Genomic DNA, 17,488 nt, shown 5'->3' on the forward strand with positions numbered 1-17,488 from the left:
CTTAAAAATATGTTTGACTTTGTTTCAATTAGTATAGTAAACGCTTTCTTTACGATAGTCAACACTTTTATAAAATTATTTCTAAGTCACATGTATCTCTATATAATCAAAAGAATATAGTTTTACAGTAAAAATAAGTAAATATATTAAAAAAACAAGTAGAACATACTTGAACATTTTGATTTTGCATAATATAATTAACAGAAGTTAGAGGTGATTAGATGCTTAAACAAGATAGACAAAAAAAAATAATAAATTTACTTAGTTCATCCAGTACAGGACATTTGGCAACTACTACTATAGCGAAACAACTAGGAGTTGCCGCAATGACAATCCGTAGAGACTTAAAAGAATTATCAGAAAATGGGCTTCTCATCAGAGTCTATGGAGGTGCAAGTTTAGTAACTGAAAGAACTACAACTGAAAAACGTGAATTACAAAAAAAGCCTAAACTCGAAATTGGGCATAAAATAGCTGATCTCATAAATCCAAAGATGACCATTTATCTTGGTGCTGGAACCACTATTTTTGCAAGCTTAAACTTCCTACCTAAAGATGACATGGTTCAATACATCACCAATTCGGATTTGGCATTTCGTTATTTAGTTAATAAGGATATAGATGTTGTCCTCACTGGAGGGTCATACCATAAAACTACTAATGAATTTATTGGACCTGTTGCAGAAAACTCTTTGAGAAATTATGTATTTGATATTGCTTTTATTAGTACCAATGGTATCTGGGAAAATAACGTTACAACTTCCCATTTATCCGAAGGAAATGTTCAACAATCCGCAATTTCAAGATCTAAAAAAGTCTATGTTGTATGTGACCATACAAAATTCGGTAAAGCGGATCGATTTAGTTTTTTATCACTTGATGATGTTGACGGTATAATTACTGATTCAGAGATATCTAGCGAAAATTTAAACCATTATAAGCAATTTTCAAATGTCATTGTCGGAAAGAAGGAACATAAATGATATTAACTATTACAACTAATCCATCTCTTGATATTATCTATCGTACTGAAGAATTCACGATAGGGGCAACTAATCGTGAAATAAGCCATCAAAAAGTAGTAGGCGGCAAGGGGATCAACGCAGCACGTGTTGCTTCAATTTTATTTGGGTCAGAAGCAAACAAAGTAATAGCCGCTGGTTTTGCAGGAATTACAAATTTCAGTATCCTAGAAAAAGAACTAAAACAATATGGTCTAATAGATAAATTTATCCAAACACCAGGAGAGACACGTTTCTGTTATCAAATTTACGATAAACGTAATAAAAAGACTGAGTTAAACGAACTTGGAATACCTGTCCCATATAAATCTTTTAATCTATTTCTGCAACAATTAGACCATTTGAAAAACTTAACTGCCATTTCAATTAATGGTTCAATTGCTCCAGGGCTTCCTAAAAATGCATATTCCACATTAATCAAAAAATTACGCTCAATTGCACCCAATGCTAAAATTATTTTAGATACATCCGGATCAGCTTTGTGTTCAACACTAGAAGGATCTAGCCAACCCGATATCATTAAGCCAAATAATGATGAACTATCTGATTTTCTCGGGTATAAAGTAACTGAAGATCCCACATCAGCTTTATATGCCCTGCAGGATAAACGTTTAAAAAAAATACCTACAGTAGTTGCTTCTTTAGGAGCGACTGGAGCAGTTGTTAAAGTGCACCTTAAAAATCCTTCTTTTTATTTTGTTAAAACACATTCTTTATCCGCCATAAATACTCAAGGCGCTGGTGATTCTACGGTAGCCGGCATGCTTTATGCAATTGATCAAGGCTTTAATGATTTACAAGTAATAAAATATGGAATGGCCGCTGGGATGGCTAACGTTATAGAACAGAAGACGGGTTATGTGCAATCTAAAAATGTAATCTCTTATGTGAATGACAAATCAAAAATTAGTATCATAAAGTTAAAAAGTCCTGATGAACTAGTTTATTGATCCTCTGTTTTTGTACGCGATGTGATCTAGTTCATTGCTCCATATGATAAGTTTTAATTGGTCATTTTCAAATCGCACCATTAGTCTTCTCCTTGTTTACTCTTCATTGGTTATGAAGCACGCTCTTAAAAATGACAAATAAAAAGCCGTGGCTTCTCTCGCCCCGACCTCAATCTTCCTTATTTAAAAGAAAAAGAACCTCTTCTTCCGCTTCTCCTCTATTCGTGAATACCCCTTTGCCATAACTGGCAGACCATTCAAGAGATCTTCGGCATTTTGTTCGAACTAATCTCTTTTTCTCGTTATGTATTTTAATAGTGCTGCCTTTAAAGTTTTCGATATCTCGTTTTTCATTAATAAGTGCCCATTGTTTAAACTGGTTTGCGTATCACCCCCATCTCCCTGCAACCCTTTGAGTTACATTTACATACCTACCCTTTTCAAAATTGCGTAATTTATTATTGATAAAATCAGCATTTTACCGCCCAAAAACACCCACGTAAAAACGTGCGCAATTAAAGCTTAATACACTTCATAAAGTATTAAACTTGATGAATAGTGTGGCAAAATTAACTGTATTGTGTCAACGCCGATGTGAAAATGTAGTTTTTTGCCGATTAAAAAATGCTGTTTTTTACCGATAAAGTTTACAGTGTCTCACTGCTCCTTTCTTTATTTTGTGCGTTGAAACCTGATAAATCAGGTCCGGAATTATCCTTCTTTTCAATTAAATGATCTTTCATTCGATATGATCGACCAGTGATTCGGATAACTTTAGCGTGATGAACCAAGCGATCTAAAATGGCGTTAGCTAACATCTTATCTGAAAAGGTGTTTCCCCACTTAGAAAGCGGAATATTAGTGGTGATAATGGTTGATTTCCGTTCGTATCGTCTTTCAATTAACTGAAAAAACAGCTTAGCGCCCACTGACTCAATTGGAAGATAACCAATCTCATCAATGATTAGAATTTGAAAACGGGCATACCGGCGTAGCACTTCTTCGCTCCGGCCTTGAACTTGTGCTGTTTGAAGCTTGTTGATGAGGTCGCTACATCGAATAAACTGCGTTGAAATTCCTTGTTTACACCCTTCAATTCCAATGGCGGTGGCTAGGTGAGTTTTACCGACACCGGAGGTGCCGATAAACAAAACGTTTTGATTCTCTTGGGTGAATCTTAGTGATCCCAAGTCCTCAATTATCCCTTGGTTAATTCCCGGTTGATAACTAAAGTCAAAGTCAGCTAACGTTTTTTCATATGGAAAGCGGGCTAGTTTAATTCTCAAATTAATCTTTTTTTGTTCCCGGTATTTAAGCTCAGCCGTTGTCAATTCGAATAAGGCATCACTCAAGGACTTGGGTGCTTCATCTTGATGATCCAATAGGTAGCCTAAATGTTCGGCGAAACGATCTAACTTTAATTGTCTAAGGTTGGTGTATAAAGCTTGGTAATTGGCCATTTTCTCACTCCATTTCATCAAACATCTTCAGGTTTCGGTCGACGTAATCATCAATGACTCGGTCATCACGATTCTTATAAAGGTCTGATCGGACAATCTCTTCCATGTCATCGCGAAGGTAAGTAAATCTTTTCAGTGAAATAGGGTGAGAACGAATTAATTCTCCGTTATAATAAATGTATAGAGTATTGTCATCGTGTTTAATTTGTACGGTTTCGTCAATATATCTTATGGGGACGGAGTATTTCCGATTTTGAAAGACAATCATTGATTCCTTGCTAACTTTCCTTGCGATGGTTTGGCTGGCATAGGCATCGAGTAAGTCGTGATCAAAATCCTGGAGATACTCTTTTTCTTTATCAAGCAATAAATAAGGCGGAATTTGAGTCGCCTGAGACTTCTCATGATTCAGCTGATCACACGTCAAATGGACGATCTCGGCTAAGTCTAGCGGCTCTTCAAACTCATGGTTGTAAACTTTGATTCGCTGAGTAGTTCTGGCCAGCGCCTCAACCTTTCCTTTGGTTTGTGGCCGAAACGGTCGACAAGCAATTGGCTTGAAACCAGCGTCCTTAGCGTATTCAACGAAGGTTTCATTAAATACCGGCTTACCAAAATTACTTTTATGATGATCGACGACAACCTTTTGGTTGTCAAACCAGATTTCTTTCGGCACACCCCCGGTTGCCCAAAAGGCATTAGTTAAGCAATCAAAAAAGGTAATTTGGCTGCGACTGAAGGTAAATTGCATGTATTTCATTCGCGAGTACCCTAAAACATATAAGAAGATGTTGCCTTTGACAATCTCTCCATGCCGAGAAACCAACGTTAAATCTTCTTTCCAATCAACCTGGGCTGAAATCCCTGGCGAGGTTTCAATCCGGATAGTGGCTTTTTTCGTTGCGGCTTTTCTGATGGTTCGACAATAGTCTCTGAGAATACTTTGCTTTCCTTGATAGCCACGTTCTTTGATAAAGTAATAAATTGCCGTTGCCGAACAGCCTTCTAGAACCTTTTCTTCAATCGTTTTTCGATAATCGTCAAGTTTACTCGGCCGCCGTAAGGGTTGTGGCTGCTCATCTGGGGGCGTAAGCCCTAAATTGTAGTATCTTTTTACCGTTCGTGGATCAACACCGTATCGCCGACCAATTTCAGCGAAGTTGGGCTTTATTTTGTTCATAATATATTGCTGGACACACTGCTCAACATCTAAACGCATTTCAGTTCCTCCAAATTTGAGATGCGTTTATTTTACCGTAAAAAAATGTTGGAAAACCGACATTTTCTAATCGGTATTTTCCAACATTTTACAACCGTTGCTGACATATCAGTTGAAGAGATTAAATGAACATAATCATAATTATTTTTAGAATTCACTACTGCTGCAATAAGCTTTTTCTCTACAATTACCTGACTATCAGTTCCCCAATATACCTTCATTCTATCAATAAAAATTAAATTAGAATTAGTTGCTTTAAGAGCAGGTTTAGGAAATTTTTTATCCCAATGAATATAAAAATCAATGTCCTTATCATCAAGAACCTTAATAGTTTCCTGCAAAACGGACGAATCACCATGGCCAATCACTAAAATTGCATGTCTCATACTAGTGCCATCCTTCAAATTAAATTACGAAAAATAAACTAAAAGAAAAAGAACTTCTTCTTCCGCTTCTCCGCTATTCGTGAATACCCCTTTGCCATAACCGGCAGACCATTCAAGAGATCTTCGGCATTTTGTTCGAACTGATCGACTTTTGCCTGATCGTGTTGTGCGCGCAAAGCAAGAAAGGCTTCGCGAAGAGCGAACTTCCTGCCTTTGAGCGCATGAGCATCAGAAGCAAAGAGTTGTACAAGACCATGTGTCACGAACTGTTCAGAGATCTGTTGCACTTTGGGACCGAAACCGCCAATGTAACTGGTGGCCGTGAGCTGTGCAAGCGCCCCGTCTGCAATAAAGTCATACAGCATATTCATGTTTTCCTGCAGCTCATGGTTGCGCTCAGGATGTACGATAATTGGAGTCGTTCCCTGCTTACGCAACTCAAAGAAGAGCCGCTGCGCGTATGCGGGAACGCTGCCGTGTGGAAATTCAATCAGCATATAATGCTTAGCTTCATCAACCCCCAGCAAATCTGCATAGCGTTCCAGCAGATCGCCATTGATGTGTACTTCTTGCCCCGGGAAAATTGTCAGCGGAATCTTTTGCTTGTCCAATTCAGCTTGAAAAGCATTCACATGCTGAATCACATCTGCTTTATGATTAACATAATCACCATCCAGATGATGCGGTGTTGCCAGAATATGCGTAATACCTTCAGCCACAGCATTTTGCGCTAGCTGCAGTGAATGCTCTAAATCTGGTGAACCATCATCTATGCCTGGAAGCAAGTGGCAATGCAGATCAACGATTTTATTGCTGCTTGTCAGCTTTTCCGTAGTAGCCATATCCGTAGTAACCATAATAGCCTCCTCCACCAGCTGTTTCAACATCATTAAAGACTGTTCCAATCAGGTGAGCGTTCACATGCTTCAAAAGATCAACAGCATGTCTAACGGCTTCTTTTTCAGCAATATTCTCACGTACAACCAGAATTGTTGCATCCACCTTAGTCGAGAGAATCTGGGCGTCAGTCACTGAAAGGACTGGCGGAGCATCGTAAATTACTAAATCAAGTTGTTCCGACAAAGCTTTTACCAGCAGATCCATCCGGTGTGAATTCAGCAGCTCAGACGGATTAGGCGGTACCGGTCCGCTTGGCATTACAAACAAATTATCGACTGAAGTCTCATAAATTGCATCATTGACATCAAAATCACGATCAGTTAGATAATTGGTTAACCCCTTAGGATTGGCAATACTGAATGTTGCATTAATAGTTGGTCGCCGCATATCAGCATCCACCAAAAGTGTTTTAAGTCCTTGATCTGCAAAGGTGACTGCTAGGTTAGCAGCTACTGTCGACTTGCCTTCAGAAGCTAGTGAAGAAGTCAGCATAATATTCTTATACTGAACATCAGCATTTGAGAATTGAATGTTTGTTCGGATCGTTTTAAACTGCTCAGAAATAACTGAACTCGGGGCAGCGGCCGTAATCATATGCACCCCATTTTCCATCGAATCAGTCGAAAGAGCCAGCTTTTTCTTCTTACTACTAAATTTAAACATGAATTCTCCCCCTAAACCCGTCGTGACATTCCGGATGTATTAGAACTTTGCAGCACACTTACTGCGTGTCTACTGTTCTTTCCACCCATGTGGCTGACTGCACCTAAACTAGTCAGTCCAAGTTCATCCGTGAGGAACTTCTCTTCGCGGACAGTTGTATCCATTAAATCGCGAATCACGACAATCGCAATCCCAATTAGCAATCCCAAAATAATTCCAATTAAGAAATTGAGTTTTGTTTTAGGAGAAACGGGTGCTGTATTCGCAGTTGCTTTAGTAACAACCGTTACATTATCAACCTTCATCATCTTTTTGATTTTTGAACTGAATACCGTGCCAATCGTATTTGCAATGTCAGCCGCTGTGTAAGCATTTTTATCAGTGACCGTTACACTAACTACCTGTGAATTAGTTGAATTAGTGATTTGAATCGAGCTTGCCAAAGAACTCAAATTTCCAGCATAATTATCTGTCTGTTTAACTTGTTTTAATACGGGAGTTAAGATAACATCTTTCTTCAAAACATCCTTATATGTATTAATTGCTTGCAAGTCGGCTTGCTGCGCATTAAACTGTGTTGCTGCGTTATCTGCTTTTTGGTTAACTAACAAATCAATGGTTGCACTGTATTTTGGTGTCATGAAAATAATCGATACAAGCAACGCAACAATTGCGCCCGCAATTCCCCATAAAATAATGCCAACAAAGTTCTTCTTAAATAATGTAAATAATCTGCTGAGATCAATTACTGTTTCGTTATTTGCTTCTTCACTCATTAAACTGCTCCTATACTTTTATTTTTTGATGTCCAATGCTGAACGCAGCTCGGTAGTAATTTTATTTAAATTACTCTGTGGAACAACTTCATATGAAACACCATCAATCATCTGACCATTGCCTTGAAGCTGAAGCTGCTTGACATTATCTGCCTTGCGATACTTGCTGGCAATCGTTTTCATCTGATCAAAAGTAATATCCGTTTTCATATTACTGGAAAGGGCTGAAAGCACATCTTGATACTTCATGATACCATTTAATGTCGTGATTTTCTTAACCAGTCCAGTCAAAACTTCACGTTGCCTCAACTGCCGCCCGTAGTCACCTCGTGGATCCTCATAGCGCATCCGTGTGTAAGCTAAAATATTGTCTTTATCAATTGTAACTTCACCTTTAGGAAAATGAACCCCCAGATTAGTAAAATTTAAGTCATTATTGACTTTAATAGATCCTAAAGCAGAAGAAAGTTGAACTAAACCTCCCATATTCATTTCAATATAATGATCAATCGGAACATTTAAATAACTTTGTACAATATTCATCGCACCACTCGCACCATCATAAGTATAGGCCGCATTAATCTTGTTATTAAATCCATGTCCTGGTATTGCAACTTTAGTATCTCGTGGAACACTGGCAAGTGTGGTCGTTTCTGTCTTAGGATTAACTACAACAACCATAATAGTATCAGAACGCCCGGTATATGTACGCCCATACTCACCTGTATCTGTACCCAGCAATAATATTGAGAATGGTTTGCCATTATTAATATTGCTGGCACTATCCCTACCACTATCATGCTTAACCTTTTTATATGTTACACTAACAGCCTGCTTGGCATCATTGTAGACCTTATAGATTACAATTGCATCAATTGCAAGAAAAACTATCACAAAGATTATTAAATATCTAAATAGGCGCTTTTTCCCTTTTGATTGCTGTCCATGAATATTTCTGTTCTTTTTCAAAAAATTCACCCCAATTAGTTACTCTATGAAAACCAATTTAATCATAACAAATTTACAAATAAAAATTAAATATATGTTTTAATTAAAATTGTGAATTTAAAAAAACGTATGGTACAGTCTGATCATCTCCCTTTATAACAAAAAAATAATACCAAAAGATAACCAAATATAAAATCACACAAGCTCTAACAACAATAGTCTTCTTTTTGCAACTACTTAGGCTTAGTAAAGGAAAACTAATTATATTATACATAAATAAATAGCTAACCATCCTTATAGAAAAATTCGATAGACTGGCTAACTGTGAAAATACTAAGCCTAGTAGTAAAACATAAAAATAAAATAAATCTTCGTCATATTTTTCATGAACATTTACACCCAAAATAATAATAATCGGTAATCTTGCAATAATTTGGTTAAGCGAAATATTTAAACTGCCACTAACATAATAACTATATTGTGCTAACCCAAATTTGCTCAACAAATCTCCCGTTTTACCGATGCTAAAAACTAATATTCCTGCAAATAGAAATATCAGAAAAAAATTAAAAACACTGCTGCGTGTAGTGACTTTAAAATCACTAGAATTCCTGAACTTAATATTCAGTGTTTTATTGTTAACTAAAAAACCATATAACAAATATATTGGAATTCCGATAACTGCTGTTGCATGAAACAAACTTGCAAGCAAGACTATTAAAAAAAATTTAATAGACATTCTTTCAGTAAGATACTTTGTACCCATTATTAAAATAGCCATGGCAATCCATTGTCTAACCATGTTTAAAGATTCGTTATAGAACATTAAATAAAATACAAGCATACCGAACCATACAGGTATTTTCCCTTTAAAATGTCTTAGTCCAATGTAGATTGGAAAAATAATAAAAAATTGTATACACATTTTAAGAACTATAAAAGACCCAAATATTTTGGTTACACTATATGTTAATATTAAGTAGCCAATTTCTATGGAAGAAACCGGCGAAACTTGCCAACCTTTATAAATGAATTGACCGTAAAAACTGTAAAAAGATTTTGATTGGATAGATAACTCAAACAAAGGTTTTACATAATTTCTAACATCTGTGCCAATAGTATCTGCCCTAAAACCTGCTAATAAACATGGGATCAAAATGGCTAAAAATATAAACGCAATTGAAATTATTTTATTTTTATTTTCCGAAATTTTAAAAAATAAACAAGATATTGAAAAAAATATCAAGTAAATATACATTTAGTGACCACCGTTCTTTTTATTTAAAAGTTTTCAAATACATCAGCCTCAAAAACCCAATAAAAATAATAAAATTTGTTCTTTTTTTTAGTATTATAAAGTATCTCATTTTATTTAGAAAATTTAAATTTTCTAAAGATATATATTCACAAAAAAATTTTTTTTCATGTTCTTCAATTCCAATAAAAGATTTTTTTTGCGTTGCTAAATCAAACATAACATTAGTTAAATCCTTGACAAGCTTATTTTCAATGATGCACTCTAAATACTTCCTTAAGTTGGTATTCCAAGCAACACTTTCAATAGAAGAAATTAATTTTTTCTTTTTGATGAAATTTTTTATAAAGTCATTCATAACGACTTGAGCTTTTTCAGTTGATCGCGTTGTTCTAGATACATAAGATAAGTTATAGTTATAAATGGCATGTTTTACATAAAACGTGCTTGGTGAGTTTTCAAATACTTTTATAACAAAATCCTCATCTTCTCCATTGACTTGACCTCTGTTAAATTTTATCTTATTTTCAACTAAAAAACTCTTTCTTATTAATTTTGCACATACACTATTCAAAGTATCACTTTTAAGCAAATAAAAAATAATTTTTTCTACTCGAATTTTCCCTTCTTCATCGGGCAATGTCCACAATAAACCTTTTTCATCTGATTTTCTTTTAACAACCATATCATAAATTATGATATCGTAATTGCTTCTAATTATATTCCCTTTTAATTCTTCTAATCTTAACGTATCATCCGCATCTACAAAAAATAAATATTTTCCTTTAGCAATTTCAATGCCCTTATTTCTGGCAGCGCTTACTCCTTGATTGCTTTGATACACATATAAAAAGTTTTTGCTTTGATACTTACTGCATAATGCCCCTACATAAGGTCTTGATCCATCATCTACAATAATAATCTCAAATGAGTTGTTTTCTAATTTATTATCCATGATTGAATCAATACATTTTTCTAGTTTAATTTCTGGTGTATTAAAAACTGGAATAATAAAGCTAATATTCAATTAACCAACCTCCTCTTTATAAAGTTATATATTATAGTATACATTCTTATATTCACACAAAACAAAACAACCATCAATTGAGTTTTTAAATTAATATTCACTCTAAAAATATTCGTTAAATTTTGCTTAGCTTTACTATATTGCATGCCAAAATTTATTTTTGATGACTGCTGATTTGTTAAACTTTGATAGTTATCAGACAAAGTCTTCAAAAGTAAACGTGTATTTTTCTCAACGAGAGAATACTCTTTTGCTTTTAGAAAATAATTATTTCTTTCAATTAATTCATCGATAACAGCATCACTACGTATCTTATTATTTAACCCCCTAGTTATGCTATTAACTCTTTGAACGTAATAATAAAAAACTCTATGAGTAATACCAATTTTATTACATTTTTTAACTAAACTTCTAATAATAAGCTCATCTTCATTTAACATACCATTTTTATATCTCAAATTTTCAAATAATTTTTTCTTGTATATTTTATTCCAAGCCACAGTACAAAACACATTATTAATTAAATAATAAGCATTCCAAAAATCATGTTCTGACCAGATAGCATCTTTTATGATAGGATTTTTACATATGTTTTTAGAAAGTTTGGAATCTTTCATGAAAACGTCACGATAATTGAATAAAGCCATATCTACTTCTCTATGTTTGATCATATACCCATACATATATGCAACTGTATCTAGAGCGATATAATCATCACTATCCACAAAAAAAATGTATTCTCCAGTTGCTATTCGTATACCATCGTTTCTAGCCGATGACAAGCCCTGGTTTGCTTTACTTATTATTTTTATTCTTGAATCTAAAGAAGCAAATTTTTTACAAATATCACCACTGGCATCGGTGGATCCATCATCTACAAGTATAATTTCAATATTTTTATATGTTTGCCTTACAAGACTATCTAAACACTTAGACAAGTAATCTTGGACGTTAAATATAGGAACAATTATGCTTATTAAATTATTCATTTATTACTCCTAATCTTCACTAGAACAGCTTCTCAATATTATTATATATTTTTTTAGATATTCTTTCAGAATCATATTTTTTAGATTCTTTTAAAGCATTTAACGAAAATAAAAATCTATTTTTATCAATTTTTACCATAGCTTTATATAAACTCTCAGCTGACATTTCGTAAGAGATGGCACCAGTAGCATTGTCAATAACTTGTGATTCAAGACCTGGTACAGCAAAACATGCAACCGGAAGCCCTGCAGCATTTGCTTCAACAACCGAAACTGATACCCCCTCTCCCTTTGAAGGAATAACAAATGCGTCGCAATTTTCTAAGATGGAATATACTTGTGTATGAGGAACTGCTCCCAACAATTTAACTCTGTCTTTAATGTGTAATTCTTTAAGTTTATTCTTTATAAGATTATATTCAGGACCATCCCCAATTATAATTAAGTTTGCTTTTTCATCATAATTATTGATATATAACAAAAAAGCATCAACTAAGACTGGCACATTTTTGAAATGGGTTAGCCTTCCAGTATATAAAAAATTTTGAATGTGCTTATCCTTGTTTTCTTTAATTTTTTCTTTAATTTTCGTCTCATTAAATTTGTCTAGTTCCACAGGACTACCAATACTAATAAGTCTATTTTCTTCCTCATTTTTTAAATACTCCATTTGCTTAACTACCGAAGAAGGATCTGATACAACAAAAGTAATATCAGAAATTTTTTGTGCTTTTGTCATGAAAGGCTTCTGAATGGAAGTTTTAAGTGAAAAATCAACTTTATACATTAAACCATGCTGATGATAAATTAATTTTGTTTTTTCCTTATCAATTAATCTAGATAATGCAACAATGCAGCTTCCAGTGTGTGCGTAAACAATATCATAATCTTCGAAGTCTTTCTTTTTTCTCAATCCTAAGAATAATCCTCGAAAGTAATTAGGAATTATTCTTGTGCCAGTTTTTACATTTGCCCAAACATATTTCTTATAGGTTTTGCCCTTAATAGTGACTTCACCATTATTTTTGCCATTAACAGATACACCCCACAAATCTATATCATATTTTTGTGATAAATATGGAAGTATATTTTTTTCATACTCTAACATACCACCCATGGGCCAGCTCACAAAATCTGTTAAATCAACGAACGCCATTTTTTTCATTCCTAAACCTCTACTGTTTTTTAATTTTATTTATTATCTTTTTAAAGCTCGGATAAAAGATGCTATCTCTTAATATTATTAAAGTAGAAAAATAACAAACTATGGCAATAAATAAAGAAGCTAATAACGCAATTAATTCTGGCACAAAAATCATTCTTACAAAAATAATTGCTAGACACATCAATATAGAAGACACTATATATTTATATAAATTATTATTTAATATTTTGAAATTAATTAAATCTTTCAACGCATAGACTTGAATCAACGTAGCAATTAATTCAGCAACTAATGTTGCAATCGAAACTCCTACAGCTTTCATCCCTAAACTCAATAAAATAAAATTTAATATTAAATTTATTAAAGCAGCCATTGACACAGCTACTGTATAATTGTTTTGTCTGTTCGTTGCAATTAAAAAAGTTCCCAAAAGTTGTCCTAATCCAATTATAACGAAAAGAAAACTCATTATGTATATTAAATATATAACAGGTTTGTAGCCACTTCCGAAAAATATTGGTACAAATAAATCAGCAATGCATATGCTTCCAAAGAACATTGGTACACTAAGCATGTATACATTTTCAAATGCTTGCCTTATATATCTTTTCACCTCATCCATATTACCTTCCTTATACAAGAAAGCAATTCTGGGTGTCAATACTGCAACAAACGCATAAATGACTGTTATTGATACATTTATAATCTGATTTGCTTGAGAATAGTAACCAACTTGTGTAGCGCTACTCATAGAACCTAACATTATCTTATTTAAAACAGTATAAAGTTGAATCGCTACAACCGGAATAAACAATTCCATAATGCCTCTAAAATTTGCCATTATGCTTCTAAAACTAATTTTTACTATCATAACCTCCGAAAAAAGTTGTGGAATCATTGTTAAGTTTCCTGCAAAATTTGATAAAGCATATATCAGAGTATACAGCCAAAGATCTGTTGGATTTTTTATAAAAGTAAAGATTAAAACTGTAGCCACTAGCTTAACCATGCTGTTCCTAATAGCTGTCACTTTAAAATTTTCAACACCTTGAAAATACCAACTAACGTCGACAAGCCAAGAAAAAATTGTAAATATATTAACTAAAAAAAGAAGTTTGTATTGCAACATAAAATTATTCAAAAAAAACGTATAAATCAAAAACACAATAGTCACACAAAAAAATCTAAATATAAATACTTCCCAAAAAATCCTACTTCTTTCTTTCTTGTCATTTTGACGTGTTGCAACTTCACGTTGACCATAAGTCGCAGTACCAGTTACAGCAAATATTCCAAAATAATATACAATTCCTAAAGTGTAGTTATATAATCCTACATTTCTAGCACCTAAGACTCTAGATACATATGGCGTAGTTAATAAAGGAACTGCAATCGCTAAAAATTGATACAATAAATTATATATATAATTAATTTTCAAACTTTTGGAATGCATAAATTGTTTTTCACCTCAACTAAAACATGCATATTTTTTTAATGCATTTTTTATGTGCCATTTTAAATACTTACTTTGTTGGCGAAAAAAATGTAAATTAAGGGATCTTTTTAAAATAAAATTGTAATTTTTTTTAGTTACGTTTTTAAAAAAGACTGGAGAAATTGCGTTAGGAACTATTTTAAAAAAGTTAATTTTAAGAACTCTTTTATTCCATCTCATATGCCTTTCTTGGAGATGTATATACAGATATTCTTTTTTTATAATCCCTTTTTTGGATTTTTGTAATCTGAAAATTTTTCCACAATCCCATATACATAGCCTATTCCTTGCGTTAATCTTTTTTTCTGAAACGAATTTTTCATTTCCAGTATATGTTGTTTTTACAAACCTAGTATAGTTAACTTTAAAATTCAACGAAAGGTCTCTGCTATAAACTTTTAATTTTTCCTTCAAAAAGATAGTATTGATATTTCTTTCATCTCCGTATGGTTCATCAAAAACAAATATGTCTTTAGTACCAAGAGCTTCTTTATACCAAAATTCTGAGTTAATCGGATTCATAAATCTTCTATTATTACTGTAATTATTTTTATACAAAACCAAATGTCCTAAGCAAAATATCTTATCATAGTTTTGAAACATTAATTCTGTTATGAAATCTTTTATATTTCCAAAAAGAACATCTAAATCACAGTGTCCCCAAAAATAAAAATCAGTAATGTAATTTTCAAATATATAACCAAATGCAGGTTTATAATCACAAAGTTTATATGGAGATTCTATTGAAACCTCCTCTACAAATTTACTTCTTATTAAAATTTGTAGATCTTTAAAACTCATTATCTTCCTTTCAACATTATCCGGAAAATCAAATTCACGTACATCATCAGTAAAAATTATCCAATTAAAATCTTTATTATAGGCACATGTTTTTAAAAAAACAGGAAAATAATTAGGTAATTTTCCAAAATACGGAACTAAAAAACAACATTTTTTCATATAGTTCCATGTCCTTTCACCTTATTACGTATAATTTTTCGTACTTTTCTACAATCAATTCCCAAGAATAAACTTTAACTATTCGTTTTTTTGTCAACGCCGATGTGAAAATGTAGTTTTTTGCCGATTAAAAAATGCTGTTTTTTACCGATAAAGTTTACAGTGTCTCACTGCTCCTTTCTTTATTTTGTGCGTTGAAACCTGATAAATCAGGTCCGGAATTATCCTTCTTTTCAATTAAATGATCTTTCATTCGATATGATCGACCAGTGATTCGGATAACTTTAGCGTGATGAACCAAGCGATCTAAAATGGCGTTAGCTAACATCTTATCTGAAAAGGTGTTTCCCCACTTAGAAAGCGGAATATTAGTGGTGATAATGGTTGATTTCCGTTCGTATCGTCTTTCAATTAACTGAAAAAACAGCTTAGCGCCCACTGACTCAATTGGAAGATAACCAATCTCATCAATGATTAGAATTTGAAAACGGGCATACCGGCGTAGCACTTCTTCGCTCCGGCCTTGAACTTGTGCTGTTTGAAGCTTGTTGATGAGGTCGCTACATCGAATAAACTGCGTTGAAATTCCTTGTTTACACCCTTCAATTCCAATGGCGGTGGCTAGGTGAGTTTTACCGACACCGGAGGTGCCGATAAACAAAACGTTTTGATTCTCTTGGGTGAATCTTAGTGATCCCAAGTCCTCAATTATCCCTTGGTTAATTCCCGGTTGATAACTAAAGTCAAAGTCAGCTAACGTTTTTTCATATGGAAAGCGGGCTAGTTTAATTCTCAAATTAATCTTTTTTTGTTCCCGGTATTTAAGCTCAGCCGTTGTCAATTCGAATAAGGCATCACTCAAGGACTTGGGTGCTTCATCTTGATGATCCAATAGGTAGCCTAAATGTTCGGCGAAACGATCTAACTTTAATTGTCTAAGGTTGGTGTATAAAGCTTGGTAATTGGCCATTTTCTCACTCCATTTCATCAAACATCTTCAGGTTTCGGTCGACGTAATCATCAATGACTCGGTCATCACGATTCTTATAAAGGTCTGATCGGACAATCTCTTCCATGTCATCGCGAAGGTAAGTAAATCTTTTCAGTGAAATAGGGTGAGAACGAATTAATTCTCCGTTATAATAAATGTATAGAGTATTGTCATCGTGTTTAATTTGTACGGTTTCGTCAATATATCTTATGGGGACGGAGTATTTCCGATTTTGAAAGACAATCATTGATTCCTTGCTAACTTTCCTTGCGATGGTTTGGCTGGCATAGGCATCGAGTAAGTCGTGATCAAAATCCTGGAGATACTCTTTTTCTTTATCAAGCAATAAATAAGGCGGAATTTGAGTCGCCTGAGACTTCTCATGATTCAGCTGATCACACGTCAAATGGACGATCTCGGCTAAGTCTAGCGGCTCTTCAAACTCATGGTTGTAAACTTTGATTCGCTGAGTAGTTCTGGCCAGCGCCTCAACCTTTCCTTTGGTTTGTGGCCGAAACGGTCGACAAGCAATTGGCTTGAAACCAGCGTCCTTAGCGTATTCAACGAAGGTTTCATTAAATACCGGCTTACCAAAATTACTTTTATGATGATCGACGACAACCTTTTGGTTGTCAAACCAGATTTCTTTCGGCACACCCCGGTTGCCCAAAAGGCATTAGTTAAGCAATCAAAAAAGGTAATTTGGCTGCGACTGAAGGTAAATTGCATGTATTTCATTCGCGAGTACCCTAAAACATATAAGAAGATGTTGCCTTTGACAATCTCTCCATGCCGAGAAACCAACGTTAAATCTTCTTTCCAATCAACCTGGGCTGAAATCCCTGGCGAGGTTTCAATCCGGATAGTGGCTTTTTTCGTTGCGGCTTTTCTGATGGTTCGACAATAGTCTCTGAGAATACTTTGCTTTCCTTGATAGCCACGTTCTTTGATAAAGTAATAAATTGCCGTTGCCGAACAGCCTTCTAGAACCTTTTCTTCAATCGTTTTTCGATAATCGTCAAGTTTACTCGGCCGCCGTAAGGGTTGTGGCTGCTCATCTGGGGGCGTAAGCCCTAAATTGTAGTATCTTTTTACCGTTCGTGGATCAACACCGTATCGCCGACCAATTTCAGCGAAGTTGGGCTTTATTTTGTTCATAATATATTGCTGGACACACTGCTCAACATCTAAACGCATTTCAGTTCCTCCAAATTTGAGATGCGTTTATTTTACCGTAAAAAAATGTTGGAAAACCGACATTTTCTAATCGGTATTTTCCAAC

General features: G+C 34.1%; 16 protein-coding genes and 1 pseudogene. 2 read left to right on the forward strand and 15 right to left on the reverse strand.

What is annotated here, in order from left to right; all coding sequences use genetic code 11:
* Positions 1-221: 221 nt before the first annotated feature.
* Together AB3Y88_RS01500 and AB3Y88_RS01505 are read left to right on the forward strand one after the other, a co-directional pair.
* Positions 222-983: a DeoR/GlpR family DNA-binding transcription regulator gene (locus tag AB3Y88_RS01500; protein ID WP_054756835.1), complete on the forward strand. Its 762-nt coding sequence runs from the start codon at positions 222-224 to the stop codon at positions 981-983.
* The gene (locus AB3Y88_RS01505) at positions 980-1,972 is read left to right on the forward strand and encodes a 1-phosphofructokinase family hexose kinase (RefSeq protein WP_228889174.1); all 993 of its coding nucleotides are present in this window, start codon (positions 980-982) and stop codon (positions 1,970-1,972) included. Before AB3Y88_RS01500 ends, AB3Y88_RS01505 begins: the two co-directional genes overlap by 4 nt.
* A gap of 647 nt (positions 1,973-2,619) precedes the next feature.
* On the opposite strand, the gene istB (AB3Y88_RS01510) is transcribed toward AB3Y88_RS01505, so the two are convergent.
* The 15 genes and pseudogenes from istB (AB3Y88_RS01510) to istA (AB3Y88_RS01580) all read right to left on the reverse strand — a co-directional run bounded on the left by istB (AB3Y88_RS01510) (position 2,620) and on the right by istA (AB3Y88_RS01580) (position 17,403).
* On the reverse strand, positions 2,620-3,450 hold the full coding sequence (istB, locus tag AB3Y88_RS01510) for an IS21-like element helper ATPase IstB (RefSeq protein WP_313819558.1): 831 nt from the start codon (positions 3,448-3,450) through the stop codon (positions 2,620-2,622).
* Positions 3,437-4,651, reverse strand: a complete 1,215-nt coding sequence (istA, locus tag AB3Y88_RS01515) for an IS21 family transposase (RefSeq protein WP_228890254.1) — start codon at positions 4,649-4,651, stop codon at positions 3,437-3,439. Before istA (AB3Y88_RS01515) ends, istB (AB3Y88_RS01510) begins: the two co-directional genes overlap by 14 nt.
* A 32-nt stretch (positions 4,652-4,683) precedes the next feature.
* Positions 4,684-5,037, reverse strand: a complete 354-nt coding sequence (locus tag AB3Y88_RS01520) for a hypothetical protein (RefSeq protein ID WP_367293355.1) — start codon at positions 5,035-5,037, stop codon at positions 4,684-4,686.
* A 38-nt stretch (positions 5,038-5,075) separates the two neighbouring features.
* Complete coding sequence (locus AB3Y88_RS01525; protein ID WP_228889002.1) at positions 5,076-5,894, reverse strand: tyrosine-protein phosphatase; 819 nt, start codon at positions 5,892-5,894, stop codon at positions 5,076-5,078.
* A complete protein-coding gene (locus AB3Y88_RS01530) occupies positions 5,845-6,600 on the reverse strand; it encodes a CpsD/CapB family tyrosine-protein kinase (protein WP_056960650.1) in 756 nt (251 codons plus the stop codon). Before AB3Y88_RS01530 ends, AB3Y88_RS01525 begins: the two co-directional genes overlap by 50 nt.
* 11 nt (positions 6,601-6,611) lie before the next feature.
* Positions 6,612-7,376 carry a YveK family protein gene (locus tag AB3Y88_RS01535; protein WP_228889000.1) on the reverse strand — a complete coding sequence of 255 codons (765 nt, stop codon included), beginning with the start codon at positions 7,374-7,376 and terminating at the stop codon, positions 6,612-6,614.
* Between the two features lie 18 nt (positions 7,377-7,394).
* On the reverse strand, positions 7,395-8,345 hold the full coding sequence (locus AB3Y88_RS01540; RefSeq protein WP_228888997.1) for an LCP family protein: 951 nt from the start codon (positions 8,343-8,345) through the stop codon (positions 7,395-7,397).
* An 82-nt stretch (positions 8,346-8,427) separates the two neighbouring features.
* The gene (locus tag AB3Y88_RS01545) at positions 8,428-9,582 is read right to left on the reverse strand and encodes an EpsG family protein (RefSeq protein ID WP_228888994.1); all 1,155 of its coding nucleotides are present in this window, start codon (positions 9,580-9,582) and stop codon (positions 8,428-8,430) included.
* A 19-nt stretch (positions 9,583-9,601) separates the two neighbouring features.
* Positions 9,602-10,606, reverse strand: coding sequence for a glycosyltransferase family 2 protein (locus AB3Y88_RS01550; protein ID WP_228888991.1), 1,005 nt, complete (start codon positions 10,604-10,606; stop codon positions 9,602-9,604).
* Positions 10,603-11,595, reverse strand: a complete 993-nt coding sequence (locus AB3Y88_RS01555; RefSeq protein ID WP_228888988.1) for a glycosyltransferase family 2 protein — start codon at positions 11,593-11,595, stop codon at positions 10,603-10,605. Before AB3Y88_RS01555 ends, AB3Y88_RS01550 begins: the two co-directional genes overlap by 4 nt.
* A 19-nt stretch (positions 11,596-11,614) precedes the next feature.
* Positions 11,615-12,760 carry a glycosyltransferase family 4 protein gene (locus AB3Y88_RS01560; RefSeq protein ID WP_228888986.1) on the reverse strand — a complete coding sequence of 382 codons (1,146 nt, stop codon included), beginning with the start codon at positions 12,758-12,760 and terminating at the stop codon, positions 11,615-11,617.
* A 10-nt stretch (positions 12,761-12,770) separates the two neighbouring features.
* Entirely contained in the window at positions 12,771-14,213 is a 1,443-nt protein-coding gene (locus AB3Y88_RS01565) for a flippase (RefSeq protein ID WP_228888983.1), read from the reverse strand.
* A 15-nt stretch (positions 14,214-14,228) separates the two neighbouring features.
* A complete protein-coding gene (locus tag AB3Y88_RS01570; protein WP_228888980.1) occupies positions 14,229-15,215 on the reverse strand; it encodes a DUF6625 family protein in 987 nt (328 codons plus the stop codon).
* A 157-nt stretch (positions 15,216-15,372) separates the two neighbouring features.
* The gene (gene istB, locus AB3Y88_RS01575) at positions 15,373-16,203 is read right to left on the reverse strand and encodes an IS21-like element helper ATPase IstB (protein WP_313819558.1); all 831 of its coding nucleotides are present in this window, start codon (positions 16,201-16,203) and stop codon (positions 15,373-15,375) included.
* Positions 16,190-17,403, reverse strand: a pseudogene (istA, locus tag AB3Y88_RS01580) (IS21 family transposase). The gene istB (AB3Y88_RS01575) and the pseudogene istA (AB3Y88_RS01580) overlap by 14 nt, the downstream one beginning before the upstream one ends.
* Positions 17,404-17,488 lie beyond the last annotated feature (85 nt).

Source organism: Liquorilactobacillus satsumensis (genome assembly GCF_964065465.1).
GTDB lineage: Bacteria > Bacillota > Bacilli > Lactobacillales > Lactobacillaceae > Liquorilactobacillus > Liquorilactobacillus satsumensis.

Bases quoted from the DNA above. Each gene is read 5' to 3' on its own strand.
- AB3Y88_RS01500 (WP_054756835.1), top strand. From the start codon at position 222: ATGCTTAAACAAGATAGACAAAAAAAAATAATAAATTTACTTAGTTCA.
- AB3Y88_RS01520 (WP_367293355.1), bottom strand. From the start codon at position 5,037: ATGAGACATGCAATTTTAGTGATTGGCCATGGTGATTCGTCCGTTTTG.
- AB3Y88_RS01555 (WP_228888988.1), bottom strand. From the start codon at position 11,595: ATGAATAATTTAATAAGCATAATTGTTCCTATATTTAACGTCCAAGAT.
- AB3Y88_RS01570 (WP_228888980.1), bottom strand. From the start codon at position 15,215: ATGAAAAAATGTTGTTTTTTAGTTCCGTATTTTGGAAAATTACCTAAT.
- AB3Y88_RS01545 (WP_228888994.1), bottom strand. From the start codon at position 9,582: ATGTATATTTACTTGATATTTTTTTCAATATCTTGTTTATTTTTTAAA.
- AB3Y88_RS01535 (WP_228889000.1), bottom strand. From the start codon at position 7,376: ATGAGTGAAGAAGCAAATAACGAAACAGTAATTGATCTCAGCAGATTA.
- AB3Y88_RS01560 (WP_228888986.1), bottom strand. From the start codon at position 12,760: ATGAAAAAAATGGCGTTCGTTGATTTAACAGATTTTGTGAGCTGGCCC.
- AB3Y88_RS01525 (WP_228889002.1), bottom strand. From the start codon at position 5,894: ATGGTTACTACGGATATGGCTACTACGGAAAAGCTGACAAGCAGCAAT.
- AB3Y88_RS01565 (WP_228888983.1), bottom strand. From the start codon at position 14,213: ATGCATTCCAAAAGTTTGAAAATTAATTATATATATAATTTATTGTAT.
- istB (WP_313819558.1), bottom strand. From the start codon at position 3,450: ATGAAATGGAGTGAGAAAATGGCCAATTACCAAGCTTTATACACCAAC.
- istB (WP_313819558.1), bottom strand. From the start codon at position 16,203: ATGAAATGGAGTGAGAAAATGGCCAATTACCAAGCTTTATACACCAAC.
- AB3Y88_RS01530 (WP_056960650.1), bottom strand. From the start codon at position 6,600: ATGTTTAAATTTAGTAGTAAGAAGAAAAAGCTGGCTCTTTCGACTGAT.
- AB3Y88_RS01505 (WP_228889174.1), top strand. From the start codon at position 980: ATGATATTAACTATTACAACTAATCCATCTCTTGATATTATCTATCGT.
- istA (WP_228890254.1), bottom strand. From the start codon at position 4,651: ATGCGTTTAGATGTTGAGCAGTGTGTCCAGCAATATATTATGAACAAA.